At 71.9% G+C, this 25,963-nt stretch carries 24 protein-coding genes, 1 tRNA gene and 2 pseudogenes; 19 read left to right on the plus strand and 8 right to left on the minus strand.

Translation table 11 applies throughout. The features are described 5' to 3' along the window. Positions 1 to 6 precede the first annotated feature (6 nt). Positions 7 to 3,705 carry a sacsin N-terminal ATP-binding-like domain-containing protein gene (locus AC6EXY_RS23005; RefSeq protein ID WP_499818119.1) on the minus strand — a complete coding sequence of 1,233 codons (3,699 nt, stop codon included), beginning with the start codon at positions 3,703 to 3,705 and terminating at the stop codon, positions 7 to 9. Positions 3,706 to 3,846: 141 nt separating this feature from the next. On the opposite strand from AC6EXY_RS23005, the gene AC6EXY_RS23010 reads away from it, so the two are divergent. Further along, positions 3,847 to 4,845 (plus strand): sterol carrier family protein, encoded by a 999-nt coding sequence (locus AC6EXY_RS23010; RefSeq protein ID WP_499818118.1) that lies wholly within the window; start codon positions 3,847 to 3,849, stop codon positions 4,843 to 4,845. Here the strand turns inward: AC6EXY_RS23010 and AC6EXY_RS23015 are convergent. Then, positions 4,793 to 6,139, minus strand: a complete 1,347-nt coding sequence (locus AC6EXY_RS23015; protein WP_243407065.1) for an RNA-guided endonuclease InsQ/TnpB family protein — start codon at positions 6,137 to 6,139, stop codon at positions 4,793 to 4,795. The genes AC6EXY_RS23010 and AC6EXY_RS23015 overlap by 53 nt on opposite strands. A 22-nt stretch (positions 6,140 to 6,161) precedes the next feature. Here AC6EXY_RS23015 and tnpA point away from each other — a divergent pair, with 22 nt between their 5' ends. The 3 genes from tnpA (at position 6,162) to purM (ending at position 9,625) form a co-directional block, all read left to right on the plus strand. Next, a complete protein-coding gene (tnpA, locus tag AC6EXY_RS23020; protein WP_101829746.1) occupies positions 6,162 to 6,578 on the plus strand; it encodes an IS200/IS605 family transposase in 417 nt (138 codons plus the stop codon). A gap of 312 nt (positions 6,579 to 6,890) precedes the next feature. Beyond that, positions 6,891 to 8,489 (plus strand): amidophosphoribosyltransferase, encoded by a 1,599-nt coding sequence (gene purF, locus AC6EXY_RS23025; RefSeq protein ID WP_101829745.1) that lies wholly within the window; start codon positions 6,891 to 6,893, stop codon positions 8,487 to 8,489. Then, positions 8,486 to 9,625, plus strand: coding sequence for a phosphoribosylformylglycinamidine cyclo-ligase (gene purM, locus AC6EXY_RS23030; RefSeq protein WP_101829744.1), 1,140 nt, complete (start codon positions 8,486 to 8,488; stop codon positions 9,623 to 9,625). Before purF ends, purM begins: the two co-directional genes overlap by 4 nt. Positions 9,626 to 9,974: 349 nt before the next feature. Here the strand turns inward: purM and AC6EXY_RS23035 are convergent, their stop codons facing one another. Further along, the gene (locus tag AC6EXY_RS23035) at positions 9,975 to 10,181 is read right to left on the minus strand and encodes a DUF3073 domain-containing protein (RefSeq protein WP_101829743.1); all 207 of its coding nucleotides are present in this window, start codon (positions 10,179 to 10,181) and stop codon (positions 9,975 to 9,977) included. A gap of 349 nt (positions 10,182 to 10,530) precedes the next feature. Then, positions 10,531 to 11,610: a Glu/Leu/Phe/Val family dehydrogenase gene (locus AC6EXY_RS23040; RefSeq protein ID WP_101829742.1), complete on the minus strand. Its 1,080-nt coding sequence runs from the start codon at positions 11,608 to 11,610 to the stop codon at positions 10,531 to 10,533. A 291-nt stretch (positions 11,611 to 11,901) separates the two neighbouring features. Between AC6EXY_RS23040 and AC6EXY_RS23045 the strand changes: the two genes are divergently transcribed. The 8 genes from AC6EXY_RS23045 (at position 11,902) to AC6EXY_RS23080 (ending at position 17,391) form a co-directional block, all read left to right on the plus strand. Continuing rightward, positions 11,902 to 12,732 (plus strand): DUF8083 family protein, encoded by an 831-nt coding sequence (locus AC6EXY_RS23045; RefSeq protein WP_101829741.1) that lies wholly within the window; start codon positions 11,902 to 11,904, stop codon positions 12,730 to 12,732. Positions 12,733 to 12,884: 152 nt separating this feature from the next. Further along, a complete protein-coding gene (bldC, locus tag AC6EXY_RS23050) occupies positions 12,885 to 13,091 on the plus strand; it encodes a developmental transcriptional regulator BldC (RefSeq protein ID WP_009741343.1) in 207 nt (68 codons plus the stop codon). A gap of 402 nt (positions 13,092 to 13,493) precedes the next feature. Next, positions 13,494 to 14,387: a hypothetical protein gene (locus AC6EXY_RS23055; protein WP_243407064.1), complete on the plus strand. Its 894-nt coding sequence runs from the start codon at positions 13,494 to 13,496 to the stop codon at positions 14,385 to 14,387. Positions 14,388 to 14,420: 33 nt separating this feature from the next. Beyond that, positions 14,421 to 14,493: transfer RNA gene (locus AC6EXY_RS23060), tRNA-Glu, on the plus strand. Between the two features lie 376 nt (positions 14,494 to 14,869). Continuing rightward, complete coding sequence (locus AC6EXY_RS23065) at positions 14,870 to 15,241, plus strand: hypothetical protein (RefSeq protein ID WP_101829740.1); 372 nt, start codon at positions 14,870 to 14,872, stop codon at positions 15,239 to 15,241. Beyond that, complete coding sequence (locus AC6EXY_RS23070; RefSeq protein ID WP_101829739.1) at positions 15,238 to 15,603, plus strand: helix-turn-helix domain-containing protein; 366 nt, start codon at positions 15,238 to 15,240, stop codon at positions 15,601 to 15,603. The genes AC6EXY_RS23065 and AC6EXY_RS23070 overlap by 4 nt, the downstream gene beginning before the upstream one ends. Positions 15,604 to 15,857: 254 nt before the next feature. After that, positions 15,858 to 16,166, plus strand: a complete 309-nt coding sequence (locus tag AC6EXY_RS23075; protein ID WP_499818116.1) for a hypothetical protein — start codon at positions 15,858 to 15,860, stop codon at positions 16,164 to 16,166. A gap of 178 nt (positions 16,167 to 16,344) precedes the next feature. Then, on the plus strand, positions 16,345 to 17,391 hold the full coding sequence (locus AC6EXY_RS23080; protein ID WP_101829737.1) for a methyltransferase: 1,047 nt from the start codon (positions 16,345 to 16,347) through the stop codon (positions 17,389 to 17,391). A gap of 75 nt (positions 17,392 to 17,466) precedes the next feature. Here the strand turns inward: AC6EXY_RS23080 and AC6EXY_RS23085 are convergent. Then, positions 17,467 to 17,664, minus strand: a pseudogene (locus AC6EXY_RS23085) (D-alanine--D-alanine ligase); the annotation flags it as partial. 445 nt (positions 17,665 to 18,109) lie between these two features. Between AC6EXY_RS23085 and AC6EXY_RS23090 the strand changes: the two are divergent. The 5 genes from AC6EXY_RS23090 to AC6EXY_RS23110 all read left to right on the plus strand — a co-directional run bounded on the left by AC6EXY_RS23090 (position 18,110) and on the right by AC6EXY_RS23110 (position 23,778). Next, positions 18,110 to 19,108 (plus strand): MDR family NADP-dependent oxidoreductase, encoded by a 999-nt coding sequence (locus AC6EXY_RS23090; protein ID WP_101829736.1) that lies wholly within the window; start codon positions 18,110 to 18,112, stop codon positions 19,106 to 19,108. Then, a complete protein-coding gene (locus AC6EXY_RS23095; protein WP_499818115.1) occupies positions 19,109 to 19,504 on the plus strand; it encodes a MerR family transcriptional regulator in 396 nt (131 codons plus the stop codon). A 267-nt stretch (positions 19,505 to 19,771) separates the two neighbouring features. After that, entirely contained in the window at positions 19,772 to 20,851 is a 1,080-nt protein-coding gene (locus AC6EXY_RS23100) for a ParB/Srx family N-terminal domain-containing protein (protein WP_101829734.1), read from the plus strand. Positions 20,852 to 21,050: 199 nt separating this feature from the next. Continuing rightward, positions 21,051 to 21,821: an ABC transporter ATP-binding protein gene (locus tag AC6EXY_RS23105; protein WP_101829733.1), complete on the plus strand. Its 771-nt coding sequence runs from the start codon at positions 21,051 to 21,053 to the stop codon at positions 21,819 to 21,821. Positions 21,822 to 21,867: 46 nt separating this feature from the next. Continuing rightward, the gene (locus tag AC6EXY_RS23110) at positions 21,868 to 23,778 is read left to right on the plus strand and encodes an FtsX-like permease family protein (protein ID WP_499818114.1); all 1,911 of its coding nucleotides are present in this window, start codon (positions 21,868 to 21,870) and stop codon (positions 23,776 to 23,778) included. Between the two features lie 9 nt (positions 23,779 to 23,787). Here AC6EXY_RS23110 and AC6EXY_RS23115 read toward each other — a convergent pair whose 3' ends face one another. Together AC6EXY_RS23115 and AC6EXY_RS23120 are read right to left on the minus strand one after the other, a co-directional pair. Further along, a complete protein-coding gene (locus tag AC6EXY_RS23115) occupies positions 23,788 to 24,063 on the minus strand; it encodes a septum formation family protein (protein ID WP_499818113.1) in 276 nt (91 codons plus the stop codon). 16 nt (positions 24,064 to 24,079) lie between these two features. After that, the gene (locus AC6EXY_RS23120) at positions 24,080 to 24,715 is read right to left on the minus strand and encodes an SCO2583/SCO2584 N-terminal domain-containing protein (RefSeq protein ID WP_499818112.1); all 636 of its coding nucleotides are present in this window, start codon (positions 24,713 to 24,715) and stop codon (positions 24,080 to 24,082) included. A gap of 280 nt (positions 24,716 to 24,995) precedes the next feature. On the opposite strand from AC6EXY_RS23120, the gene vapB reads away from it, so the two are divergent. After that, positions 24,996 to 25,217 carry a type II toxin-antitoxin system VapB family antitoxin gene (vapB, locus tag AC6EXY_RS23125; protein WP_101829729.1) on the plus strand — a complete coding sequence of 74 codons (222 nt, stop codon included), beginning with the start codon at positions 24,996 to 24,998 and terminating at the stop codon, positions 25,215 to 25,217. Further along, complete coding sequence (locus AC6EXY_RS23130; protein WP_101829728.1) at positions 25,214 to 25,642, plus strand: PIN domain nuclease; 429 nt, start codon at positions 25,214 to 25,216, stop codon at positions 25,640 to 25,642. Before vapB ends, AC6EXY_RS23130 begins: the two co-directional genes overlap by 4 nt. A gap of 119 nt (positions 25,643 to 25,761) precedes the next feature. Here the strand turns inward: AC6EXY_RS23130 and groEL are convergent. Further along, positions 25,762 to 25,963, minus strand: a pseudogene (gene groEL, locus AC6EXY_RS23135) (chaperonin GroEL); the annotation flags it as partial.

The raw sequence follows: 25,963 nt of genomic DNA on the forward strand, positions 1-25,963 counted from the left end.
GGGGCCTCAGGCCTCGTCGAGGTCGTCCTCCGCGGCGCGGAAGGCGGCGCCCGCCGGATCGCGCAGTTCCGCGGCGAGCGCGTGCCGGCGGTCCCACTGGCCGCCGCGCCAGGCCAGCGCCCGGGCCAGCGCATCCGGCCCCGCCTCGGCGTCGACGTGCACCTGGCCGCCGATGCCGCCGAGCACCCGCCACGGCACCCGGGTCGGCCGGCCGGTCAGATCCTCGACCAGCAGTGGGCGGTGCACCCGGTAGGGCGTCCCGTCCGGCGCGAGCGCCGCCTCGCCCGTCTCGCCGCTCTCGTCCGCCTCGTCCGTCCCTTCGGCGCCGGCGGCCTCGCCCGCCACGATCGCGCAGGGGGCGATCTCGGCGGCCATCGGCACTCCGAGCACGTGGGCGACCTCGGCCGCGCGGTCCAGCGGCAGCCGCAGCGCGTGGCGCCCGCCCACCAGGCCCAGCATGTCCGGCGCGTCGACGACGACGGCCTGCGCGCTCGGCACCACGCCGTCGGGGGTGCGCACCGTCAGCGGCGGGTCGAACCGTTCGTCGCCCGCCGACCGATCGGGCGCCGCCAGCACCCGGGCCACGGCGTCGACCGCCGCGATGTACAGCAGCCGCGCGGCCGGCCAGGACACGTCCCGGTCGGCGTCGCCCAGCCGGTCGAGCAGGTCCATGACGGCGCCGAGGTCACCGAGCACGTCGTCGAGCGTCAGCCGGGAACCGAGATGGCGCAGGAACTCGTCGTCGACGTCGGGCAGCGGCGCCGCCGGCGCGAACAGACCGGCCAGCAGCGGATCGGCGGCGGGCAGCAGCAGCTCGCGCGGGGGCAGCGCGGGACCTCCGCCGGCCACCGGCAGCACCGCGTGGCGGGCCAGCCACCAGCGGGTGTAAGACGGCTCCGGGGTGAACACCACCTCGCGCAGCGGCGGGGCGGCGAGCTGCGCCAGCGCCCTCGGCCAGGCCCGCGGGTCGACGAGCTCCAGGTCCCGCACGGCGGCGAACACGCCGATCATCGCCGGCGCGGGCGGGCCGCCGGCGGGCGGGCGGCGCAGGTTCGGCGTGTCGCCGGGCGGGCCGCCGTGATCGCCGGCGGCGACGTCGTCCACCCAGGTGTCGCTGTCGTCCAGATCGAGCAGGATCTGCTCGTCCGCGTCGAGGGGCAGGTCGTAGGCGTGCAGTACGCCGAACGCGTGCAGGACGCCGACCCGCTCGAGCACCTGGGTCGGCCAGCCGCGGACGATCTCGGGGGACAGCGTGGAGAACGGGGCGTCCTGCGCGAGCACCTGATCCAGCGGGCCGCCGTCGACCAGCAGCTCGCCGGCCGGGGCGAACTCGCCGTCGGCATCCGGCAGCAGCAGCTCCTCCAGCCAGTCGAGGCCCGCCGTGACCTGCTCGTCGCAGTCCCGGACCAGGGCGAGTACGGCGCCGGCGAGCGCGAGCAGGTCGTCCCGGTGATCGTCGGGATCGCTGTCGAGCACCGCCTCGCGCACCGCCGGGTCCCGCAGCACCCCGGCCGGCGTTCCCTCGGCGGCGCCCAGGGTGCGCAGCGCGTCGCGGGCCGCGTCGGCACAGGCGTCCGGATGGACGACCCGCAACGGCAGGCCCGAGCGGATCAGCGCGACGATGTCGAGATCGGCGGTCGGCAGCAGCGTGCCCCGCGGACCGGTGACCATCCGCGTGCCGAGTTCCGCGGCGCCCGAGCCGGCCGCGGTGCCGGACGTGGGTCCGGGGGGCTCGTGGTCGTCCACCGGCAGTTCGGCCAGGGGCACGGGCAGCGCGCCGAGCGCGTCGCGGTCCGGTGCGGCCACGAGCAGCGGATAGAGCCGTCCCCACCAGGCCGGTGGACGGTCGGCGCCGGACAGCAGCTCGACGAGCGCGGAGCTGTCCACCCGCCGGACCCCGAGCAGGTCCAGCGGGCCGCGCCAGCGCCGGCCGGCGTAGGTCGCCGGCAGCAGCCCCGGCAGCAGGCGGCTCCCGTCGGAACCGTCCGTACCGTCGGTGATGACGTCGCCCGCGCGGGCGGCGGGATGATCCGGATCCGTGTCGCCCGCTGGGGCGGCGCCCTCCTCGACGGGGTCGACGCCGAGCAGGTCGGTGACGGCATCGGTGGCGGGGCCGAGGTCGCAGACCGAGCAGTCCCGGCCGCGCCGGCCGCCGGGGAACAGCGCGGCCCCGGGCAGGAGTCGCAGCAACGCCTCCCGCAGCCGGCCGTCGACCTCGCCGTGGGCCAGGCCCGTCGGGACGAGGCTGAGCGCGGCCAGTGGATCGGGCGGCGCCGCGCCGGCGTCCACCCCGTCAGGGCTGTCCGCGCCGTCGGGGCTGCCTTGCCCGTCGGGGCTGCCTGGGACGCCGACATCACCTTGGTCGTCGAGACTGTCCCGGCCGTCGAGGGTGCCTGGGTCGTCGAGGGTGCCGGTGCCGAGGTAGCGGGCCAGCGCGACCGCTGCGGCGGCGAGCTCGTCGGTGAGCCGGTCGCGCAGCGGGCCGGCGATCGTGTGCCGGCGGGAGGGGTCCAGTGGCAGCTCGACGCTGGCCAGGACCGGCAGGGACAGCGGCTCGTCGGTGGGCTGCGGCGCGCGCAGCACTCTGGCCACGCCCTGCGGCCAGTCGCCGTCCGGGATCATCACGCGGGCGGTGAAGCCCGTCCGGCCGCGTTCCTCTACCGGGCGGTCGGCGAGCAGCTCGGCGGGAATCGGGCCGCGCCGGGCGACGCCGCGCCAGCGTTCGCCGTCCAGGTCGGCGATCTCGACCAGTTCCTCGACCATCGGCGCGCCGGCCGCGGGGGTGGTAGCCGCGGGAGTGGCGGCCGGCGTCGTGGCGGCCGGCGTCGTGGCGGCCGGCGTCGTGGCGGCCCGGTGGCCGTCGGGACCGCCGCGCACCCAGTGGCAGCTGATCGTGCGCACCGTGCCGTCGACGTCGAGAATGATCTCACCCGGCCCGCCCAGCACCAGCGGCAGCGTGGGATCGATGCCGGCCAGCAGCTCCCGGACCAGGGCGGCGGCGCTCGCGTCCCGCAGCGGCAGGCGCACCACAGTGTCAAAGCCGTCCGGCGGCGGCGGGGCGGTGATCGCGAAGGGCAGGCGCAGGATCGGCACCGCGCCGTCGCGCCGGGCGAGCTCCTCCGCGAGGCCGCCGAGATTTGTTGCGTCGCCTTTCGTTACGTCACCCGGAGTTACGTCGCCGGGGGCGGCGTCCGGGTGGCGTGGGTCGAGGGCCGCCACCGCGTCGATCACGGCGGTGCGCGACCAGGCGACGCCGGTGGCCGGCGTGCCGGGGTCGCCTGCTCCGGAGACGATCGACGGCTCGTCCGTCACCGCGAGGACCGCGGCGAAACCGGCCCCGAACCGTCCCACGGACGCGGCGTCCCGCTTCGCCGAGGCCCGCAGCGTCGACAGCGCCTCGACGCCGGCGGCCGTCAGCGCGGCGCCCGTGTTGGCGACCTCGAGCAGGCCGCCGGGGGCGGCTGCGGCCGTGGTCAACCGCAGGAGGGCGCGGGCCGGCACCGCGGCCTCGGTCGCCGCGTCCAGGGCGTTCTGGATCAGTTCCACGACCAGGCGGTCGCGGTAGGCGCCGAGGGCGGCGTCCTCCTCGGCGTTGGCGTCCTCCCGGAAGCGAGCCGGGGAGGCGACCCAGGCATCCAGTACCCGCCGCCGCACCGCGGCGGTCCCATACCCGTCGGCCGCAGCGTGTGCGGTGGTCACTGACACGGGTCCATCCTCGTCCGTCCGCCGCACGCCCGCGGAGCGGGTCGCGTCCGGGCCACGCGGCCGGCAACGGCACCCGGGCGTGCGAGCTGTCACCGAGAGGGATGGGGCGGACGGACGGGGCCAGCCGGGCAGGATGAGGGGATGCCGTCGACCGCCCGCCCCGGCCCCACCCGTACCGGCCGCGGCTCCCGTGGTTCTCGCGGCTCCGGCCGGGACGCCGCCGTCGACCTGCCCGTCCTTGTCGTCGTGGTGGGCGAGCAGTGGCAGCGGATCGTCGAGGCCGTCGACGCCCTGCCGGACGTCGCGTTCGCGCGGCCCAGCGTGCTGCCCGGCTGGACGGTCGGCGGCCTGGTCATGCATGTGGCCAGCTCCGCGACCGCCGTGACCGAGGCGCTCGCGCCCGCGGCGACGGCCGTCGGCGGCGGTCCCGTCTCGGCGGTCGAGTACCTCGCCGGCACGGGCGCGCGCGCCGAGGCGATCGCGGACACGGCCCGGGCACTGTCGGCGTCGGTCGCCGCCACGGGCCCGCGCTCCTGGCTCGCCGCGCAGGTCGCGGCCGCGTGCGCCGCCCTGGAGTCTCGCACCGGCACCGGCACCGGCACCGGCACCGGCACCGGCACCGGCACCGACAGCGGCACCGGCACCGGCACCGGCATCGGCACCGATTCGCCGTCGGCGGGTGCACCCACGGCGGCCGGCGCTCCTGGCGGGACGGGCTCTCCTGTCGCGGCCGGCGGCCCAGCGGCGGGAGGTGAGGTGGTGGTCACGCCGGGCGGGCCGATGGCGCTGGGCGAGTTCCTGCGCACCCGGGCGGTCGAGGCGGTCGTGCACGGGCTCGACCTCGGGATCGAGCCGTCGCGCCCGGCGCTGCGGGTGGCGGCGCGGCTGCTCGCCGATCTGTTCGCGGCGAGGGCTCCGGGGCACGCGGTGGAACTGCGGGTACCCCCGTTCACCGCGGTGCAGATCGTCGATGGTCCGCGGCACACGCGGGGGACGCCGCCGAACGTGGTCGAGGTCGGGCCCGTCCCGTTCGTCCAGGTGTGCGCGGGGCGGCTGGCCTGGGAGGACGCCGTCGCGGACGGTCGGGTCAGGGCCAGCGGGGAACGGTCGGACCTGCGTGGGTGGCTGCCCCTGCTCTGACGGCGGCACCCCCCCGGCGGCCGCCCGGCGGGACCGCACGCTTGACTTCCTCTCCGCCCTGAAGCTGAGGGGCGGAGATTCCCGCCTGCTGCGCCGCCGCTGTGGGCGTGAGCTTCGGGTGGGTTCCCGTTTCGCCGCGCGGTGCCGGCACATATGCCGGTCTTACCTGCGCTCCACGGGCAGACACCGCCAGTCCGGCGGCCAGCGCGACGTTGACCGCCGCGTTCACATCCCGATCGTGCCCTGCCCCGCACGCCGGGCACGTCCACTCCCGCACGGCGAGCGGCTTCGGACCGTCCTTCACGCCGCAGGCCGAACACACCTGCGAGGTGGGCTCGAACCGTCCGATCCGCACGAACGTCCGTCCATACCGGGCGGCCTTGTACTCCAGCATGGCGACGAACCGCGACCAGCCGGTGTCGTGCACCGACTTTGCCAGCCGCGTACGGGCGAGTCCTTTCACCGCCAGGTCTTCCACGGCCACCGCTTGGTTCTCGCGGATCAGCCGGATGGAGAGTTGGTGGTGGAACTCGCGGCGCGCGTCGGCCACTCGCACATGCGCACGGGCGACCTTCACCCGGGCTTTGGCCCGGTTCGCCGAACCCTTCTTCTTGCGGGAGAGGTCCCGCTGGGTCTTCGTGAGCCGCTTCTCGGCGCGGCGAAGGAACCGAGGAGAGTCGATCTTCGTGCCGTCGGAGAGGACCGCGAAGTGCGTCAGGCCGAGGTCGACACCGATCTCCGGCTGGACCGGCGGCAACGCCTCCGAGTCGGTCTCCACCACGAAGCTCGCGAAGTACCTGCCCGCGCTGTCCCTGATCACCGTGACCGACGACGGAACGCACGGCAGGTTCCGCGACCAGCGCACACCCACGTCCCCGATCTTCGGTAGACGCAGCTTCCCGCCCGAGGTGAGCGACCAGCGGGCGTTCGCGGTGAACCGCACCGACTGCCGCGTATCCCGCTTCGACCGGTACCGGGGCGCGCCCATCCGGGGCCGCTTCCCCTTCAGCCCGTCGAAGAAGTTCCGGTACGCCGCGTCCAGGTCCCGCAGCGACTGCTGAAGGACCACCGCAGACACGTCGGCGAGCCACGCCCGCTCCGGCGTCTTCTTCGCCTCGGTGATCAGCAGCTTCGACAGATCCCCGGACGTCGGGAACGGCAACCCCGCCGCACGGGCGGTCTCCCGGGCACGCAGGGCGTCGTTGTAGACGGCGCGGGCGCACCCGAACGCCCGCGCCAACGCGACCCGCTGACCGGCGCTCGGGTACAGACGGAAGCCGTACCGAAGCTGCACGATCACAGCCTACCATTGGTCTATGTCTGATGATCTTGATGTTCGTACTGGCAGGCGCTGTGTTTTCGCGATGCACGCCCACTTGGTTTTCGTGACGAAGTACCGGCACCGGGTCTTCGCTGATCGCCACCTGACCCGACTGGAAGAGATCATGCGGGCGGTGTGCGCCGACTTCGAGGCCGAACTCGTCGAGTTCAACGGCGAAGCCGACCATGTCCACCTGCTCGTGAACTTCCCGCCGAAAGTCGCCGTGTCCCGGCTGGTCAACAGCCTCAAGGGCGTGTCGTCGCGGCGGATGCGCCAGGAGTTCCCCGACCTCGTCAGGCACTACTGGCGGGCCCAGCGGCTGTGGTCGGGGTCGTACTTCGCCGGCTCGGTCGGCGGGGCGCCACTCGACGTGCTCCGCCGGTACATCGAGCAACAAGCCCGTCCGGTCTAGAGCACGCTCGGACCTAGAGGCCCTCCCGCGCAGCCCTTCACCCCCGACCTGAAGGCCAGAGCACTGGGCCGCATCCCGGTAGCAAGGGCCGATGTGCGTCGTCGCTGCTAGCGTGGATGGTGGCAGCTGCCGGGCGAGATGGCAGGTGCCGGGGCGAGACGGTCACCGGAGCCGGTTCGGCGCGTCTCGTCACCCACAGTGGACGGCACCACGGCGAGCGGGCCGGCGCGGACGCGATCCGGCGCGTCGTCTCTGCGGCGCCGGCCCGGTGCCCCTCACCAGCCGGTGTCCCTGACCAGTCGAGGAGTCCTGGTGCCAGACGTCGCCGCCCGCTTTGGCGCCATCGGCAAAGAGTGTTCCGAGCTGTCCGACGATCCCGGTCCGCGGGACGCCTGCGGCGTCTTCGGTGTCTGGGCGCCGGGCGAGGACGTCGCGAATCTCACATATTACGGGCTGTACGCGCTGCAGCACCGCGGCCAGGAGGCGGCCGGCATCGCCGTCGGGGACGGCCGCACCGTCGTGGTCTTCAAGGAGCTCGGGCTCGTCGCCCAGGTCTTCGACGAGGGCAAGCTGTCCAGCCTGGTCGGCCACGTCGCCGTCGGCCACACCCGCTACTCGACGACGGGCTCCTCCACCTGGGAGAACGCACAGCCGTCCTACCGCACCGCCGGCTACGGCGGCCCGATCGCGCTCGGCCACAACGGCAACCTGACCAACATCGTCCAACTGGCCCGTGAGCTCGGCGCCGGCCGGGACCGGCTGCGTGCCACCACCGACTCCGATCTGATCACCGCGATGCTCGCCGACCACCCCGGCCCCACACTCGTCGACGCGGCGATGGCGGTGCTGCCCCGGCTCGCCGGCGCGTTCTCGCTGGTCTTCTCGGACGCCTCGACCCTGTACGCCGCCCGCGACCCGCACGGCATCCATCCCCTCGTGCTCGGCCGGCTGGCCGACCATCCGGACGGCGCGTGGATCGTCGCCAGTGAGACGGCGGCCCTCGACATCGTCGGCGCGACCTTCGTCCGCGAGGTCAAGCCCGGCGAGATGATCACCATCGGCGCGGACGGGGTGCGCTCGCGGACCTTCGCGGCCGCCGACCCGCACGGCTGCCTGTTCGAGTACGTCTACCTCGCCCGCCCGGACACCGCGATAGCCGGCCGGTCCGTGCACGCCACCCGCGTCGACGTCGGCCGTCAGCTCGCCCGCGAGGCGCCGGTCGAAGCGGACCTGGTCATCCCCGTGCCGCAGTCCGGGGTGCCGGCGGCCGTCGGCTACGCCGAGCAGTCCGGCATCCCGTTCGGCGAGGGGCTGGTCAAGAACTCCTACGTGGGCCGCACGTTCATCCAGCCGTCGCAGACGATCCGCCAGCGCGGCATCCGGCTGAAGCTGAACCCGCTGCGCGAGGTGATCGAGGGCCGCCGGCTCGTCGTCGTCGACGACTCGATCGTGCGGGGCAACACCCAGCGCGCCCTGGTCCGCATGCTGCGCGAGGCCGGCGCCGCCGAGGTGCACATCCGGATCTCCTCGCCGCCGGTGCGCTGGCCCTGCTTCTACGGCATCGACTTCGCCACCCGCGCCGAGCTCATCGCCTCGGACGCCGGGGTGGAGGAGATCCGGGTCTCCCTCGGCGCGGACTCGTTGGCGTACGTCTCGCTCGACGGCCTGGTCGCCGCCTCCCACCAGCCGGCCGAGTCGCTGTGCCGGGCCTGCTTCGACGGCGTCTACCCCGTGCCGCTGGCCGAGACCGACAAGCTCGGCAAGCACCGGCTGGAGTCGGCGGGCGGCGCGACGACGACCGCGGAGATGATCGCCGAGGCGATGCGCCGGGAGGTCACCCTCGGCATGAACGGCGCGGATCCGTCCCCGGACGGCCACGACGCGGATCTCGCCGAGGCGAGGCCGGCGTGAGCGCGGGCGAGCGGGTCTCCTACCGGACGGCCGGGGTCGACGTCGTCGCGGGCGACCGGGCGGTCGAGCTGATGCGCGGGCACGTGGCGCGGGCCACCCGGCCCGAGGTGGTGGGGTCGCTCGGCGGCTTCGCCGGGCTGTTCGCGCTGGACACGACCCGTTACCGGCGCCCGCTGCTCGCCTCGTCCACGGACGGCGTGGGCACCAAGATCGCGGTGGCGCGGGCACTCGACACCCACGACACCGTCGGCATCGACCTCGTCGCCATGGTCGTCGACGATCTCGTCGTGTGCGGCGCGGAGCCGCTGTTCCTGCTCGACTACATCGCCTGCGGCAGCCTCGTGCCCGAACGGATCGCGCGGATCGTGTCCGGGATCGCCGCCGGCTGCGAGCAGGCCGGCGCGGCCCTCGTCGGCGGCGAGACCGCCGAGCATCCCGGGGTCATGGGCGGCGACGACTACGACCTGGCCGCGACGGGGGTCGGGGTCGTGGAGGCCGACGGCGTGCTTGGGCCGGAGCTCGTCCGGCCCGGGGACGTGGTGGTCGCGATGGCATCATCCGGCATCCACTCCAACGGCTTCTCGCTCGTACGGCACATCCTGTGGGGTCCGATCGAATCTGACCAGCCCGGAGGGGTCTCCGCATCGGCCGCGGCGGAACTGCGGGCGCACATACCCGCCCTGGGCGACACGCTGGGCGCCGCGCTGCTCACTCCGACCCGCATCTACGCCCTGGACTGCCTCGCCCTCGCGGCGGCCGTCGAGGTGCACGCCTTCGCGCACATCACCGGCGGTGGCCTCGCCGCGAACACCGCGCGCGTGATCCCCGCCGGTCTGCTCGCCACCCTCGACCGGGCGACCTGGCCGGTGCCGCCGATCTTCACGCTGCTCGCCGAGCGCGGCGAGGTGGCCGCGGCGGACATGGAGCAGACGTTCAACCAGGGCGTGGGCATGGTCGCGATCGTCGCGCCCGAGGCGGTCGACGACGCGCTGGCGCTGCTGGCCGAGCGCGGAGTGCCGGCCTGGGTGCTCGGGTCGGTGGGCGAGGACCTGGAGGGCGGCCAGCCCGCTGCCCCGGCCGGTTCCTCGGGACGCGCCGCTGCCGGCGCCCGGTTGATCGGTGAGCATCCCCGCTGAGCCGCGGGGCCGACGTCGTCCGGCCCGATCCGCCGCCGGATCGGGCCTCGTCGGCGCCGGGCCACGATCGGCCGGCATCGGCGGGCGAGTGCCCGACACCTGGCCATGATCGAATGATCACGCGGTCCCTGACCGCCTGAGTCCGCCCGACCACCAGCCTGGGCCGCCGTGGGTTCGGGCCACGATGGCCGGCACGCCAAGTGCCGACCTGGACCGTCCGCCTACGGGCGTCCGAAATCAGGGCAGGACGCAATGGCGGTGGGAGTCCGGGCCGAAGCCCGGACGACCACCATCGGCGACGACGCCGCGGTGAGCCATCCGCGGCGGACCGGTTACCGACGTGACGCTGTCAGCGGGAAGAACGACGATCGTCCTCGTCGTCCGCGTAGGCGTCGTATCCGTAATCGTCGTCTGCGTGCGCATCGTCGCTGTTACTCTCGCGCGTCGAGCCCGCGCCCAGATCCGCCTTCAATCGGTCGAGATCCATATTGGGCGAGTTGTACTTGAGCTCGCGGGCGACTTTCGTCTGCTTGGCCTTAGCTCGGCCGCGCCCCATGGCTCGACCCCCTCGAACATGACGACGGGGACCCGCCCCGGTGCTCTCACTGTCTCGTGCTTCCCGAGACTACAGGGACCGGAGGCCTCTCGGCACGCCAACCCGACAGTTGCCTGTCCTCGGACAAGATGTCCATGATCGGAAGCCCTCCGTGATGGCGCCTGTCCGGCCGTCCACGTGGGGCATCGGCGCCGCTGGGCGGGCCCGCGGCGGTCCCTCGCGCGGCCGTTCGGATGTGGCGACCGTCACCTTCCGCCAGACCGGCCCACCGGCGCGGTGCGGGCGCGTCGGTGGGGTCGCGGGTACGACCGGCGGTGTGGCGGGCGGTGTGGCGGCGTGTCGGGTCCGGTCAGCGGCCCTGCGGGAGCAGGAAGCGGCGCAGCCTGCCGACCTCGGCCATCCGGCGCTCGGCGAGGCGCTCGGCCGCCTCGACCGGCGTGACGCCCTCATCGTCGGCGAGCCGGAACACCTCGGTGGTCGTGTCGAAGATCCGGGCCGCGCGGGCGCGGGCGCGCTGCGGCGAGTACCCCTCGATCTCGTCGGCGACCTGGATGAGCCCGCCGGCGTTGACGACGAAGTCCGGCGCGTAGAGCACGCCGGCGGTGGCGAGCCGCCGGCCGATCTCCGGCGTGGCGAGCTGGTTGTTGGCGCCGCCGCAGACGACCGCGACCTGCAGCCGGCCGGCCGTCTCGTCATTCAGGACGCCGCCGAGCGCGCACGGGGCGAGGACGTCGGCCTCCAGCTCGAGCAGCTTGTCCGGATCGTCGAGGGTCTGCACGCCGGGGAACTCGGCCACGAGCCGGGTGAGCGCGGGCCGGTCGACGTCGGCGGCGACCACCGACGCACCGTCGTCGACGAGGTGCCCGACGAGCCGGCGTCCGACCTTGCCGACGCCGCTGACGGCCACCCGGCGCCCGGCGAGGCTCGGCGTGCCCCAGCGGTGGCGGGCCGCGGCGCGCATGCCCTCGAACACGCCGTAGGCGGTCAGCACGCCCGAGTCGCCCGCTCCGCCGTGTTCGGGCGAGCGGCCGGTGACCCAGCGGGTCTCGCGGGCGATGACGTCCATGTCGGCGACGTAGGTGCCGACGTCGCAGGCGGTGATGTAGCGCCCGCCGAGGGAGGCGATGTGGCGAGCGAAGGCCCGCAGCAGCGGCTCGGACTTGTCCCGGTCGGGGTCGCCGATGATGACCGCCTTGCCGCCGCCGAGGTCCAGGCCGGCGCAGGCGGCCTTGTAGGCCATCGCCCGGGACAGCGCCAGGGCGTCGGCGAGGGCGACGTCGTCGTCGGCGTAGGGGTGGAAGCGGGTGCCGCCCAGGGACGGTCCGAGCGCGGTGGAGTAGATCGCGATGATCGCGCGGAGCCCGGTCCGCGGATCCGAGCACAGCAGGACCTGCTCGTGGTCGTGCACGGCGCCGAACAGCGATCGCATTGACGCACCTCCTGGCGGATCCTGACCGCCGGCACCCGCGCGGTGCAGGGGTGAACCCCCCGGTCCGGCCCACCGCGAACCCTACGGCCCCGGTAGGCCGGACGGCGTGCCCGTGGACGTGCCAGGATCGAGGCATGCCAGGTTCCAGGGCATCCGCGTGGGTGTCGTCCGCGGCGCCCCGGCATCGGCGTGGGCGTCGGTGCGGGGCCGCCGTCCACGGAGGGGGCCGCGCCGCGCCTGAGGGGCCGCTGGTCGCACCGATGGCGGTCCCGGCCGGCCTGGGGAGCTGAGATGCCTGTCGTGTCGCCTGCGACGTATCTGCGGGTGTACGAGCCGCTTGCCGCCTTTCCGGCCGCCGAGCGTGGCCGCTGGCAGCGTTACGCGGCCGCCGGGCCGCCGTCGCGGCGGGCGGGTTCGCGCCGCGAGCGGGTCGTCTCGCTGCTCGCGGCGGTCCGGCCGTCCCTCGACGTCGCCGACGAGTCGGCGTTCGTCCAGTGGATCGACGGGTTGATGTTCGTCTGTCCGTGGTCGACGCAGCTGCGGGTGTGGCAGGCGGCGCTGGAGTTCCGCGGGCTGATGCCCGAGCGGGTGGCCGAGGCGTTCCTGCCGCGGCGGATCACCGAGCCGGCCGAGCTCGAGCTGGACCGCTGGAAGGCCCGCCGCCCCGTGCTCAAGGTGCACGTGCAGACCTGCACCTGGATGGTGCCGCCGCCGTGGTTCCTGCTGTTCGACCCGGCCGAGCGGTCACTGGTGACCGGGGACACCGCCGAGCGCTCGATGATCTACCGGACGACGATGAGCCTCGCCCGGCGCCGCGCCAGCCGGGCGGTCGAGGCGGTCGAGACGCTGCGGGCGGGCTCCGCGGACGCCCCCGCCGTCGAGGGGATCGGCGACCTGGCCCGTTGGCTGGGGTCCTTCCATCCGCAGAGCAGGGTCGAACTGGACTACGACGGGCTAGTTGACCTGCTGGACGATGACATGCTTCGGCGCGACAGCTCGGTAGAGGACATCGTTGAGGCTGTCAGTGCGTTACGCCGAGGGCGAACAGACCTAGCGGTCGAAGCCTACGAACGGGTCCTCATGAGGTGGAGACCCCTGCAGGCGCGGGAATCCGCAAGCTGATCGACGCATTCCGTTAACAGAGAGTCGCCGTCTGCTTCGGACGAGCTGTGACTAGTCAGCAGATGGTCCTGACGTGCCATGTCCGAAATGCCCCCGAAGGATGCACGATCTGTATGGGACGGAGCGACGCTCTGTGACGGGAGGCCAACACAATGACGACACGAACGCCGGACGCCGAGCCGCTGCTGACGCCCGCCGAAGTGGCCACGATGTTTCGGGTTGACCCGAAGACCGTGACCCGGTGGGCCAAGGCCGGCAAGCTGACGTCGATTCGGACCCTGGGCGGGCACCGCCGGTACCGGGAGGCCGAGGTGCGTGCTCTGCTCAAGGGAGTTCCGAGCATTGGAGGCGACATCTAGATCATCTGAACCTGCTGTGGCCGGGGACACCTCCTGCTCTCTCGGCGGCCGCGTCATCGCCGCCGGTGCGAGAGTCTCGGTGACCGGGTCCGGAGGAACAGGGCCGAAGGTCTCAAAGGCCGCCGGCCCCGTTGTGGGCTCGACTGTCGGTCGGGTCCGGACGTCCACCTTCGGGCCATCGTCCGTCAAGGAAGTGTCAGGATCCGGCTGTGCGGCCACGTGGCCGGGGGTGGGGATGCCTCCGGGGCGGGGCTCGCACATGCGTGCTTCGGGCACGCGACAAGGACCACCTGAGCACCGGGAGGGCGCAGGGTGGACCTTCTTGGGGAACCGGCGGACGGTCCACGGACCGTCCGCCGGCCTCATCCGTACGTCAGGGACCGGCCATCGGGGGAGGGCACGGTGAGCCAGTCGCGGGAGCCCGAGACCTGGACGGCACGGTCCGCTGTGCCCGGCTTTCTGCCCAGCACACGGGCCTTCCGGTTCACGAACACCTTCGCCCCGCAGTCGTTACTCGACGTGAGACTGCCGCGGATGCGGTGGGGTCTCGGCATCGGCGATGCCAGCCGCGGTCTGTGCGGCGGCATGATCTTCGCTGTGCGTGACCTGCATGAAGCCGGCCTCGACCCGCCGCCCGACACCGCGCCGCCGGAACGTGGCTCGCCCCTGTACGCGTACCTCGTCCGCCGCCTGTTCGCGAGCTTCGACCTCCCGCGCGGCGTCGCCCGCTACTACGCCCTCACCTACGGCCCGGACGCCGTGGACGGGCATGCGAACCAGAAGATCGGCCAGAACGCCCCGAACCGGCGTGACGCGGGCCGACCCGGCCAGGGCCAGCCCTACGCGCGCCGCGCCGACGTGGGCCGGCGCAGCATCGCCGGTGAGTGGCCCCGGATCCGGCTCGACCTGGACACCGGCCGCCTGTCGCCGCTGGGGATCATCACCGTCCACTCGGCCGACCCCCGCCGGCTCGGGCTGAACCACCAGGTCCTCGCCTACGCCTACGAGCAGGTCGGCGCGGCCGTGACCCTGCGCGTCCACGACCCGAACACCGCACTGGACCGCGCCGACGACGTCACGATGTCCTTCGACCTGGCCCGTCCGGACGCCGGCATCGACCACTCGATCTCGATCGGCGGTCGCCCGGTGCGCGCGTTCTTCCGCTCCCGCTACCGCTGGACCGACCCCCGCCCCGCCCTGCGCCGCGTGGGTGACGATCATCCGCGGACAGGTTTGTCGCCCACCCAGGCCATCCCCTATGCTTGCAGTGCTTCAGACGATCGCCGAAGCGGTTGAGCGATCACTCAGTCGGCTCGTGATCGTCACCCGGCCCCCATCGTCTAGTGGCCCAGGACGTCGCCCTTTCAAGGCGGTAGCACGGGTTCGAATCCCGTTGGGGGCACGCTCCGTAGCCGTTAGGGCTACCGAAGGTAGCTGATCGGGATGCTGCCGACAGCGTCGTTAGCGATAGCCGACTTGTTCGGTTACCCCGGGCTGGTAACGGGACCGTGCCGCTTGTCTGCTATACGCAGTTTCCGCTGCACGGGTTCGTTTCCTGGGTGCGGAGCTCCAAGACCGCCCGGTAGGACCACAGGGTGGACGCTGCGTAGCGGAGCGCGTCGCTACTGGCTAGCCGCAGCCACCCGCGCCCTCACGCGCCGGGCCGCTAGATGATATTGCCTGCATGCGGATGTGCCGCCCGCTGCCGGTCGGTGGGGTCATAGTCCGCGGTCGGGTATGAGTTTGACGTTGTATTAAGCGGGGCTCATACTCGGGAGGTGATCGTCGACTGGACCGACGAGTTCGACCGCTGGCTGACCCACGCGGAAGAACAGGGAGGCCGCCGCCTCGCCCTCGCTGTCGCGCTCCTGCAGGCACTCGCGGATCTGCCGGCCAGACCTGCCGAGGAGTCCCCAACCTTCAAGCGAGTACGGCAGGCCCGCCGCCATGAGCTCTGGCGCGTCGCCCATCCGTTCGACCCGGAGGTCGCTGTCCGGATCATCTGCTGGTTCCCCGCCGACGACCACGTCGTGCTCGCATTGATCGGCTTCGACAAGAAGATGATCGGCGATGTGTTCTACGCCAGCGCCGCCACCCGCGGCGAAGCACTCGTCGACGCCTGGCTACGCCAGCAAGGAGGCACCCCATGACCGACAACAACACGACCGACGGTGACGTCACCTTCATCCGCGGAAACGACCGCATCCGCCAGCTCGCCCAGAGACCCGACATCGCCGGTGAAGTCGCCCAGATTCGGGCAGACATGGCCGACGCCGACCGCACCTACGCCATGGGCTTGGCTGCGCTGCGCCAAGCCGCAGCCCTCACCCAGGTCGAACTCGCCCGGCGCATGGGCGTCACCCAAGCAGCGATCAGTCGGATCGAACAGCCCCACGACCTTCTGCTGTCAACCCTCAACTCCTACCTGGCGGCCATCGGCGGCACCGTCCGCATGACTGTCAGCTTCGCCGACGGCCACGAAACCACCCTCGACCTCGCCACACTCGCCTAGACTGACTGGCCGCCGCAGGGCCGCGCGGCGGCAGTGAAATCCTCGCCAGCGACAGTCCTGGCCCTGGTCCCATGCCGGTCAGCGTTTGCGGGACTTGTCGAGAGACCCCACCGATGTCTCGGGTAGTGGCGCGGCGTCTACATAGACGTACTGTGGCCATGTGGCGACATTCCGAGACGACGGTGGGCGAGCGAGCATCCTGTGCCGCGGAGACGGCCGCCGTCGCGAGCCGCCAATCATGGTCTTCGAGGACGATGTCCGCACCGTTTCAAGGGCTCGGTGAGGGGCGCGTCCCCCGCCCACAGTGCCTCGCCGACGAGTACGCGCTGTGGCTCGTCATCCAGAACACCGACCCACCTCAAATCGGCGATGTCCTCGACACGTTCTCCGGACTGCGTGGCACAAAGGACGTCTTCGGCTACGACCCTGACGCGGACGATCCTGGCGACGAGGTGGCCATCAGAGAGGAGTGGATGAACCGCATGGTGGGCAGTCTCATACCGCTACCCGGCGGCGGGCCGGCGTGGGGTCCGGCGAGACGGGCGGCGCTCGACCGGTCCTGAGCGAGCGTCTGACCCGCTTCCACGAGTAGACCGGCGGCATACTTCGACAGTTTCACCCAACTTCTTGAGGGGCGTCGCGGAGGCTGGGAGGGGAAGGAGGCTGGCACCGGCTTCCATGGCCCTTAAGCCCGACACCGACTGGGCAACTCTTCATGTATTTTTTAAGTAGAATCGAATCATGAATCTTGCAAGGAGAATACCTTCGATCCTCGCGATGGCCGATCTGGCCACTCCCATGTCCATACGGGTGGCTGCGACACTCGGTCTGACCGAGAAGGCTGGGATCGCGGGGGCGACCGTGGAACAACTCGCCCTCCGAACAAAAACCTCCGCACCGGCGCTCCGGAAACTCCTCGACCACCTGGTCGCGATTGGCGTGTTCGACCTCGATGCCGAGTGCGGACGCTATCGCCCCACGAGCCTCGGAAATCAGATGAGTGAGGACTCCCCAGAAGGGTTCAAAATTCTGCTCGACATAAACTGTGTCGGCGGGCGCGCCGAGCTAGCCTTCGTCGACCTGCTCGAAACGATTACCACGGGAACTCCTGCTTACGTACACCGATATGGGCGCGATTTCTGGGCGGACCTCGACACCGGCCCGAAATTGCGGCGCTCATTCGACGCCCAGATGAACTGGCGGTTCCAGGTTCAGGCACCACAGATCGCTGAACGTTTCGAGTGGACCCGCTTCTCCGAGATTCTCGATGTGGGCGGGGGCGATGGGACGGTGCTTACGGCGATCCTCCATGCCTATCCCGAGCTGCGCGGACGGGTGCTGGATCTATCTCCGGCAGCTACTGCCGCTGACATCAGATTCATTGCTGCTGGTCTTGATGATCGAGCCAGCACCGTGTCTGGCAGCTTCTTCGACCCCCTGCCCGTCGGGGCTGACGTCTACCTTCTGTCCGATATCCTGCATGACTGGGATGATCACCACGCCCGCAAGATCTTGTCTAGATGTCGTCAGGCCGCCACGCCGAATGGCACCCTCGTGATTATCGAGCCCTTGCTGGGGCAGGGCACCAGAACCGCCACCGATCTGTTCATGCTGATGTGCTTCGGCGGCAGGGAAAGGACGGCCGATGAAATAGTCAGGCTAGCCGAAGATTGCAGACTCGTGCTCCGCTCCACAGAATCAGTGGCAGATGGACGGACGGCCCTGGAGTTCGTAGTCGCGCCCGGACCAGTGGAAGCATCCGACGCCGGACCTTGCGTTTCCGCTTGAAGGCCGCCCTACCGTGGTTCCACTCGAAGACGTTCGGCGACGTTCAGCGCCAGCGTGACGAGATAGCACCCGCGCTCAGCCGCGTGAGACATCGCGGTGGTCGCGTGCTCGGGCTGCCAGGCCGCGGCAGACCACGGCGAAGTCGAGAACGGCGGCATGCAGACCCGTCGGCCAGGTACTCGTGTCGGTCATACCGGGGGCCATGTTCACCTCCAGGAACTGCGCGACATCGTCACCGTCGATGATCATGTCGGTGTGGGACAGGTCCCGAAGACACCGATGACGATCTCGACACCGGTTCCCCGCCGACGACCGCGCCGTGGTCGCATTGATCGGGTTCGACAAGAAGACGATCGGCGACGTGTCCTACGCCTCGCGCGACGCCTGGGTGTCACCCAGGCGGCCATCAGCCGGCTGGAACAGCCCCACGACCTGCTCCTGTCGACGCTTAACGCCTACCTCGCGGCTATCGGCGGCACAGCCCGCATGATCGTCAGCTTCGCCGGCGGCCACGAAACCACCCTCGGCCTGTCCGGGCTCCGATAACTGGTACGAAGGCTCATCGGCCCCGTGGGACAGGTGGCGAGACCCGGGCGCTCCGGATCGCGGCTACATTGTGGCCGAACGCGGCGGCAGCCCTGGACCGGATCCGCCGGCAGCCCTTCTCGGCATGAGCGTTTTGCCTTTGACGTGCGGGTCAGGGGCTACGGTCCCGGCCATGTCGCTGTCTCGTGAGGTACGCCTGGTCCACCCGCCCGCCGGTCTGCCCCGGCCGTCGGACTTCGAGGTGGTCGAGGTTCCCGTTCCCGTTCCCGGGGCTGGCGAGGCGCTGGTCCGCAATCGGTACTTCCACGTCTTCGCCGCGATCCGGACGCTGCTCGGCGGCAGTGTCGAAGGCGCGCCGTTCCCGCCGATCCATCCCGGCGACACCCTGTTCGGCGCCGCGATCGGGGAGGTCGTCGCCGCGCCCGCCGGCTCCGGCCTTCGGCCGGGCGAGCTGGTGTCGCACTGGCTGGGCTGGCGGGAGTACGCCGCCGTGCCGATCGACCGGTGCCAGCCGCTGGGCGACGTCCTGCCGGACCCGGCGGCGCACCTGGTCTCGGGCCGGACGGCCTACGCGGCGCTGCGGCAGAGCGGCCTAACGGACGGTGAGACGGTGTTCGTCGCCGGCGGCGCGGGAGCGGTCGGGAGCATGGCCGGGCAGATCGCCCGGCTGCTCGGCGCCGGCCGCGTCATCGGCAGTACCGGATCCCCGGCCAAGGCCGAGCGGCTGGTCCGCGAGCTCGGCTACGACGCCGCCGTCCTGCGCGGCGGCGTCGCCACCGTCGACGACCAGCTCGCCGAGGCGGCTCCCGATGGCCTCGACGTCGTGATCGACAACGTCGGCGGTGAGCAGCTCCGCGCGGCCGTCGCCGTGGCCCGGCCGGGAGCGCGCATCATCCTGGTCGGCTCGCTGGCCGCTCAGCTGGCTCCGGACGGCGCCGGCGTCGCCTCCCCGGTCGAGCTGGACACCTTCCCGCTCATCCTCAAGCACATCACCCTGCGCGGTCTGGACAACACCGTCGAGGACGGCTGGACCGAGCGGTTCGGCACCTGGCTGCGCGCCGGCCGCATCACCGCCCCTCTGGTCCGGATCGCGGGCATCGAGCACGCGGCGGACGCACTGTCGGAGACAATCGCGGGAAAGCATGTCGGCACGGTCATCGTGGAGATGTAGATGAGAATCGGCGACGCGGCGGCGGCAGCGGCGACCACTCCCCGCGCCCTGCGGTTCTACGAACAGCGCGGCCTGCTGCCTCCGCCCCGGCGCACGGAGACCGGCCAGCGTGAGTACGACGCCGCGGATGTCAACCGGATCCGGATCATCCGGGAACTGCTCATGCTCGGCCTGACCGTCGAGGACGTCGCCGCCTGCGCCGACCGCCTGCACCTGTTGGAAGGCGACGCGCTGCCGCGCTACGGCGATCCTCGCGGCGTCTGCAGCTCGACGAGCGGCGTCGTCGAGCGCCGCCTCACCGCGCTCAACGACGAGATCGCCCGGCTGACAAAGCTCCGCGACGGTCTGGCCGCGCGCACCTCCGCCAGCGCCGCCCTGCCCCTCGATGCCCGGTAGCCCGGTAGCCCGGTAGCGACGGGCCGACGGCAATGCCCAGGCGGCAATGCCCCGGCGGCACGGCGTCGACCAGAACGTTCGAGTAGCGGTCCAGCATAATGCTGCGCGAATTCTGTGCGGATGGTTGCCGGTCCACTACTCCTCGGCTCAGTGGAATGGCGACCGTTCATCTCTGGTTTTCCTGGGCGTCGCGGTGCGGATCTCACGCGTTGTTGGGCCACCACCAGGCTCACAGGGCTATCCGCACTGCTGACCAGGAGCACGTCTATGCGTTTCAGATCTTTGTCCCGCCGCGCCTCGGTGCTGGCGGCGACCGTCGCCGTCACCGTCGGGGCCGGCGTGGCCGTTTCCGCGCCGGCCGCGTCCGCGGCGCCTGGCGCGCCGGGTACCCGGCCGTCGTTCTGCGACCACGACAACCGCAACACGCCGTTCTCGCAGCATCTGTGCGCACAGACCGGTGATCTGCTCGACACCCGTATCGGGGACGTGCACCCCACCCAGCCGTCGCTCGGCTACGACGAGGTGTACTACAAGCTCGGCCGTTACACCCTGGGCAAGGACGCGATCAACAAGAAGTTCGACGACTGGTGCGAGGCCGACGGCCGGATCGCCGCCGCGACCGTGTCACCCGGCGCGCGCCTGGACGACCCGTCGTCGTTCACCTGCCAGCTCCCGATCGGCGGGGAGACGGCGGACAGCGTAGCCGCGATGAAGACGGTCGTCATCGGTCCCGGTGGGGAGCCCTTCCTCACCGACGGGCACCACACGCTCACCTCGTTCTACGAGACCCCCGACGGCGGCGCGAACCTGCACGTCCGGCTGCGGGTGCTGGCCAATCTGAGCACGCTGACGCGCCAGGATTTCTGGGCCCAGATGCAGGCGAACAAGTGGGTCTACCTGCGCGACCCGGAGGGCAACCCGACCACGGTGAACAAGCTGCCGACGAGTGTGGGGCTGGCCAACTTCACCAATGACAAGTACCGCAGCCTGCTCTATTTCGGCCGGGACATCGGCTACGCCCAGAACGGACTGCCCTTCCAGGAGTTCTACTGGGGCAGCTGGGTCCGTGATGCCAGGCCGATCGACCTGGCGACCTGGAACCCGAACGACCTCGGCAGCTACCTGGCCACCGTCAAGGCACTGACCCAGACGATGACCGCGCTGCCCAGTTCGACCGTCGTCGACAGCGGCTTCACCGCCGCGCAGCTCGGCGCGCTCACCCAGTGGAACGGCGGCAAGGCCGAGAACAAGGGCGAGTTCGACAAGCTGAGCAAGCCCTACTCCGACGCCAAGCCAGGCAAGCTGGCCTACACCCTGGAATACCGGCGGGTGCACGGCCTGGGCTGACCGGCCCCCGGCTGGGGACCCGCCCAGCCAGCGCGACGGTGGCGGCCAGCGACCCTGCCGCTGGCCGCCACTCCGCCATACCGCGCCACATCAGGGGCGCCGCGTGGCAAGCTGAAGGTCGGGGGCGGGGGTATACCCCACCCTGAGCTGGCCAGACCGCCGCAATGTCAGGCGCCGCGCCCGCGGCTATAAAAATCGCATGAGCACTCGCGAGCGGTTTCAGCAGACCATGGGGGATGTGCGGACGGCGCCCGCCGTCGAACTGCGTGGTGTCAGCCACCTTTATGGACGTCGCGAGACGGCGGTGCGGGCGCTGGACAACGTCGATGTCCAGTTCGCGACTGGCTCGTGGACGGCGGTGATGGGGCCGTCGGGTTCCGGGAAGTCGACGCTTCTGCACTGTGCCGCCGGGCTTGAGAGGGTCACCGAAGGCCAGGTCATCATCGCCGGCCAGGATATCAGCGCAGCCTCCGACGCGGAACTCACCGAACTGCGGCGCGGCCCGGTGGGATTTGTTTTCCAGAGCTTCAACCTGATCGCCTCGCTGACGGCGGCGCAGAATGTCGCCATGCCGCTGCGGCTGGCCGGCCGGCGGCCGGGGCGCCAGGAGGTCCATGGGGCGCTGGCGGCGGTCGGGCTGGCCGACCGAGCCCGGCACCGACCCCGGGAGCTCTCCGGCGGGCAGCAACAGCGCGTCGCGGTGGCGCGGGCCATGGTGACCCGGCCGGCCGTGCTGTTCGCGGACGAGCCCACCGGCGCGCTCGACACCCGCGCCGCGCGCAGTCTGCTCGACCTGCTGCGCTCCATGGTCGACCACAACGGCCAGACGATCGTCATGGTGACCCACGACCCGGCCGCGGCGGCCACCGCCGACCGAGTGCTCTTCCTGCGCGACGGACGCCTCGTCGACCGGCTTGAACGGCCATCCGCCCGCGCCGTCGCCGACCTGCTCGCGAGCTGGGACGCCTGAGCCCCCCTGCGAAACCGCCCTCCCCGGCCGGAAAGGCTGAGTTCCCATGCTGCGTCTGTCCTGGAGCACGTTCCGTGACCGGTGGCAGGTCTTCATCGGCGCGATCGTCACAGTCGCGCTTGGTGTCGCCCTCGTCCAGTCGTCATTGCTCACCCTGATCTCGGCGGCGACCGCCAGGGTTCCCGCCGGTCTGTCGTCCGCCGAGGCGCATCGCGTGCGCGACGGCCGCGACGGCGCCCTCGCCCTGCTCGGCAACACGCTGGGCCTCGCGACGTTCGTCGCCGTCTTCATCGTCAGCTCGACGTTCGCGTTCACCGTCGTGCAGCGTTACCGCGAACTCGCCCTGCTGCGCCTTGTCGGCGCGAGCCGGCGGCAGGTCCGCCGGCTGCTGTTCGGTGAGGCGCTGCTGCTGGGCCTGGTCGGCTCCGGGCTCGGCGTGCTCGCCGGCCTGCCGGTGATGCGCCTGCAGGTCTGGCTGCTCATCCGGCTCGACCTGCTTCCCGACGGGTTCACCAGCGCGTGGCGGACCTGGGTGATCGGCGCGTCGGTGGGGGCGGGTGTGCTCATCGCGGTGTGCGGGGTGGCCGCCGCCTCAGGCCGGGCGGCGCGGGTGCGGCCGCTCGCGGCGCTGCGCGAGGCCGGTGGGGACGCCCGGCTGATGACCGTGTCGCGGTGGCTGCTGGGCGTCGTCTTCCTGGGCGGCGGGATCGCGCTGCTGGTCATCGTCCCGCACGTCGGCCCGGACGCCGCCATCGCCATGGCGCTGTGCTCGTGCATCGTGCTGGTCGTGGCGGTCGCCGCGTTCACCCCGCTGCTGTTGCCCGCGGCGAGCCTGCTGCCGAGGCTGTTCGCCGTCGGGCCGCTCGGCCGGCTGGCGCACGCAAACCTGCGCGCCGACACCCGGCGCGGTGCGGCGACGGCGGCCCCGATCATCGTTCTGTTCACGTTCGTCATCGGCATGGCCGGTTCGCTGGGCACCCTCGGCGCCGCGGCGCGCCACGAGACGGCGAGCGGCCTGCGTGCCGACCTGGTCGTGACGGCGAACCAGGAGATGACGGCCCGGCTCGCCGCCGTGGACGGGGTCGCCGTGGTCTCCGAGGAGACCCCCGTCGCGTTCGACCTCGGCAGCGTCGAGGACGGGAAGATGACCTACGAGTCCTCGGACGGACTGTCCGTCAGCCCAGCCGAGTACGGCCGGACGCACCGGCTCGCGCCGCGGTCGGGCGACCTCGCGGACCTGCACGGCGACACCGTGGCCGTGCTGGGATCGCACTGGGACGTCGGCGACGTGCTGCGGACGCGCATCGCGGGTACGCCGAGGGATCTGCGTGTCGTCGCGCGGTACCCCGCCACGATCTCCGGCCCCCAGTTCCTGCTGCCCGCCGGCCTCGGCGTCGAGCGCGCCGACTCGCGGCGCTACACGATCCAGGTGGCGTCCGGTGCTTTCGCGGCCGCGGTCGCCGACCGGCTGCGCGACGCCGGGCTCGGCCGGGACGGGACGGTCGACACCGCTGCCGGCTGGGTGCGGCACGAGGCCTCCGACCAGCAGCGGGTCAACACCAATGTGATGGTGGGGCTGCTCGCGCTCGCTATGGTCTACACCGTGGTCGCCATGGTCAACGCGGTCGTCGTCGCGGCCTCCAGCCGGGGGCGGGAGTTCGCGACGGCCCGGCTGTCCGGCCTGACCCGCACCCAGGTGATCCGGATGGCGCTGTGGGAGTCCACGGCCCTCGTCGCGGTGGGCCTGTTCCTCGGCGGCCTCACCGCCAGCGCGACGATCCTCAGCCTGGTGGGCGCGGTCCAGCGCATCGTCGGCGTGACGATCGTGAGCGTGCCGTGGACGCTGATCGGCGCCGTCGCGCTGGGCTCGCTCGCCGTCGTCGGCGTCACGAGCGTGCTCACCGCCCTCGCCGCGACCAGGACACCCCCCGTCCGCCTCGCCGGCACCCGGGAATAGCACAGGACGTCAGGCGGCGACGCCCGGGTCGGGGCGGAGCTGGTCGCCGCTGACGGAGCGTAGTTGCCCGGAGGTGGTGTAGTACCCGATCATGCAGGTGGCGGTGTGGCTGCCGGCCTGCCAGCTGTCCGGCCAGATCGAAAGCCAGCTGACGCGGACCGTCCGGCTCTCCTTGAATGACCGGCCGGCGTACGTGTGCGCGATCCCCCGGCAGTGGGACGTGATCACCTGGTTGGAGGGAGGTCCGCCGTCCGAGGCGGCGGGCATCTGGGCGCCACCGACCACGACGTACTGGTGGGGGTCAGTGCACCTGACTGCCTGGGTCGTGTCCGCCGCTTCGAGCAGCGGCGCTTGGGGTCGCCGCCGCGGCGGCCGGGGCGTCGCCGCTCGGGTCCTCGCTGCCTGGGCGTTGGACGATCAGGCAGCCCGCGCCCGCCACGACAGCGACGATGAGCCCGACACCGACCACCTGACTGTCCAGCGGATTCCAGCGCTTGCGCCGCGGTTTCCAGTCCCGTGGCGAAGGGGGGTTGGCCACCAACCGGCGGCGGAGCCTGATAGCCCAGCCCGGCCTCGCCGAGCCGCGGGACCTGTCGGCCCGGCCGGCCGCCCCGGACCCGCCGTGGCGGCGGATGGCCGCGCGGGTACGGGCGGGGGTCTCATGGACCGAGGCCGCCCGGATGAACGACTCGTCGAGCACCAGCCCGGCGAACGGGTCATCGGGGTCGCCGCCGGCACTCGCCCGTTCGCTGTCGGCTCGTTGGCTGCCTGGCCGACTGTGGCCGGTGCGGTCGTCGGCTGGAGCCTCGTCGCCGGACCCCGGTGCCTGCGCGCTGTCCTCCGTGCCGGCACCAGGGGGACTGCTGTCGGCTATGCCGGCGGGGGAGCTCGCCGCGGTCCCGGCGGGCGGCAACTCGGGGGAGACCTCGTCGGCCACGGCTGTGTCGACCTTGCCCTTTCATCGAAGTCGTCGGTGCCGACCGCACTGCCTGCCACCGGGGCGTGAGGGGCGTCGTGTCCTGCCAGAGCGGCTACAGCCATGACGGCGGGTAGCGTACCGCCCGCAGTGCGTGGTTTGCCGGAATGGTGCCTGCTCCCGGTCGGCCCGCCGCGCAGGCGGCCGGCGCTCCGTTCGTTCGCGTGGACCCGCCGTTGATAGCATGGGATATCATTGGCCGTGCAGTTCTCCGCTTGAGATTCCGCTGGAGGTGCAGCCGATGTCCGACGTGCTCATCCGGGACGTTCCCGACGACGTGTTGGCCGCCGTCGAGGCGCATGCCGCCCGTCTCGGCCTCTCCCGCAACGAGTACCTTCGCCGGCAGCTCGCCCAGGATGCGGCACGTTCGATCACCCCCGTGACCCTCGACGACCTGCGCTGGTTCAGTACCACCTTCCGCGACCTCGTCGACGAGGACGTCATGCGGCAGGCCTGGACGTGACGGCCGCGGCCGAGACGACGCGGCGCTGGCTGATCGACAAGTCCGCCCTCGTCCGGCTGAGCGAGACCCCCGACACGGCCCAGTGGCTGTCCCGCATCCAGCAGGGCCTGATCCGGATCACGACGGTGACGATTCTTGAGGTGGGCTTTTCCGCGCGGTCCGTTCAGGATCTCCGCGTCAGGCTGCGTCGGCCACCGGTCGCGGCAATGCCCGTCGAGAACACCACACCTCGCATCGAAGCCAGGGCCGTCGAGGTCCAGGAGCTACTCGCCGGCACTGGGCACCACCGCGCTCCGTCCGTCCCCGATCTGATCATTGCCGCGACAGCCGAGCTCGCCGGGCTGGTGGTCCTGCATGTCGACAAGGACTTCGAGCTGATCGCGGCCGTCACCGGTCAGCCTGCCGAACGGCTCCGCCTCTCGTAGTGGCTATCGCAGCCGACCGTATGCGCGATCACCCTGACGAGACGCTCACATCGGGCGGTGGCCTGATCGTCCGCGAGCCCACAGATGGGCGGGCCCGCGGACGGTTCGGAGTGAGGGGCTCAGAAGCCTTGTTGGCGCATGGTGGCGTCGAGCTGGGCGGAGTCGGCAGCCGCGTATTCCGGGGTGTTCGCCACGACGGCCTCGGTGGTGAGGAAGAGGCCGGCGATCGACGCGGCGTTCTGCAGGGCGGAGCGGGTGACCTTGGCGGGGTCGATGATGCCGGTGGCGATGAGGTCGACGTACTCGCCGGTGGCGGCGTTG

It is taken from the genome of Frankia sp. RB5, from assembly GCF_059816245.1.

What these genes read in the sequence shown, in the direction of transcription:
- AC6EXY_RS23010 (WP_499818118.1), top strand. Translation starts at nt 3,847, where the DNA reads ATGCCGTCGACCGCCCGCCCCGGCCCCACCCGTACCGGCCGCGGCTCC.
- tnpA (WP_101829746.1), top strand. Translation starts at nt 6,162, where the DNA reads ATGTCTGATGATCTTGATGTTCGTACTGGCAGGCGCTGTGTTTTCGCG.
- AC6EXY_RS23035 (WP_101829743.1), bottom strand. Translation starts at nt 10,181, where the DNA reads ATGGGGCGCGGCCGAGCTAAGGCCAAGCAGACGAAAGTCGCCCGCGAG.
- AC6EXY_RS23040 (WP_101829742.1), bottom strand. Translation starts at nt 11,610, where the DNA reads ATGCGATCGCTGTTCGGCGCCGTGCACGACCACGAGCAGGTCCTGCTG.
- AC6EXY_RS23045 (WP_101829741.1), top strand. Translation starts at nt 11,902, where the DNA reads ATGCCTGTCGTGTCGCCTGCGACGTATCTGCGGGTGTACGAGCCGCTT.
- bldC (WP_009741343.1), top strand. Translation starts at nt 12,885, where the DNA reads ATGACGACACGAACGCCGGACGCCGAGCCGCTGCTGACGCCCGCCGAA.
- AC6EXY_RS23070 (WP_101829739.1), top strand. Translation starts at nt 15,238, where the DNA reads ATGACCGACAACAACACGACCGACGGTGACGTCACCTTCATCCGCGGA.
- AC6EXY_RS23075 (WP_499818116.1), top strand. Translation starts at nt 15,858, where the DNA reads ATGTCCGCACCGTTTCAAGGGCTCGGTGAGGGGCGCGTCCCCCGCCCA.
- AC6EXY_RS23080 (WP_101829737.1), top strand. Translation starts at nt 16,345, where the DNA reads ATGAATCTTGCAAGGAGAATACCTTCGATCCTCGCGATGGCCGATCTG.
- AC6EXY_RS23090 (WP_101829736.1), top strand. Translation starts at nt 18,110, where the DNA reads ATGTCGCTGTCTCGTGAGGTACGCCTGGTCCACCCGCCCGCCGGTCTG.
- AC6EXY_RS23095 (WP_499818115.1), top strand. Translation starts at nt 19,109, where the DNA reads ATGAGAATCGGCGACGCGGCGGCGGCAGCGGCGACCACTCCCCGCGCC.
- AC6EXY_RS23100 (WP_101829734.1), top strand. Translation starts at nt 19,772, where the DNA reads ATGCGTTTCAGATCTTTGTCCCGCCGCGCCTCGGTGCTGGCGGCGACC.
- AC6EXY_RS23105 (WP_101829733.1), top strand. Translation starts at nt 21,051, where the DNA reads ATGAGCACTCGCGAGCGGTTTCAGCAGACCATGGGGGATGTGCGGACG.
- AC6EXY_RS23110 (WP_499818114.1), top strand. Translation starts at nt 21,868, where the DNA reads ATGCTGCGTCTGTCCTGGAGCACGTTCCGTGACCGGTGGCAGGTCTTC.
- vapB (WP_101829729.1), top strand. Translation starts at nt 24,996, where the DNA reads ATGTCCGACGTGCTCATCCGGGACGTTCCCGACGACGTGTTGGCCGCC.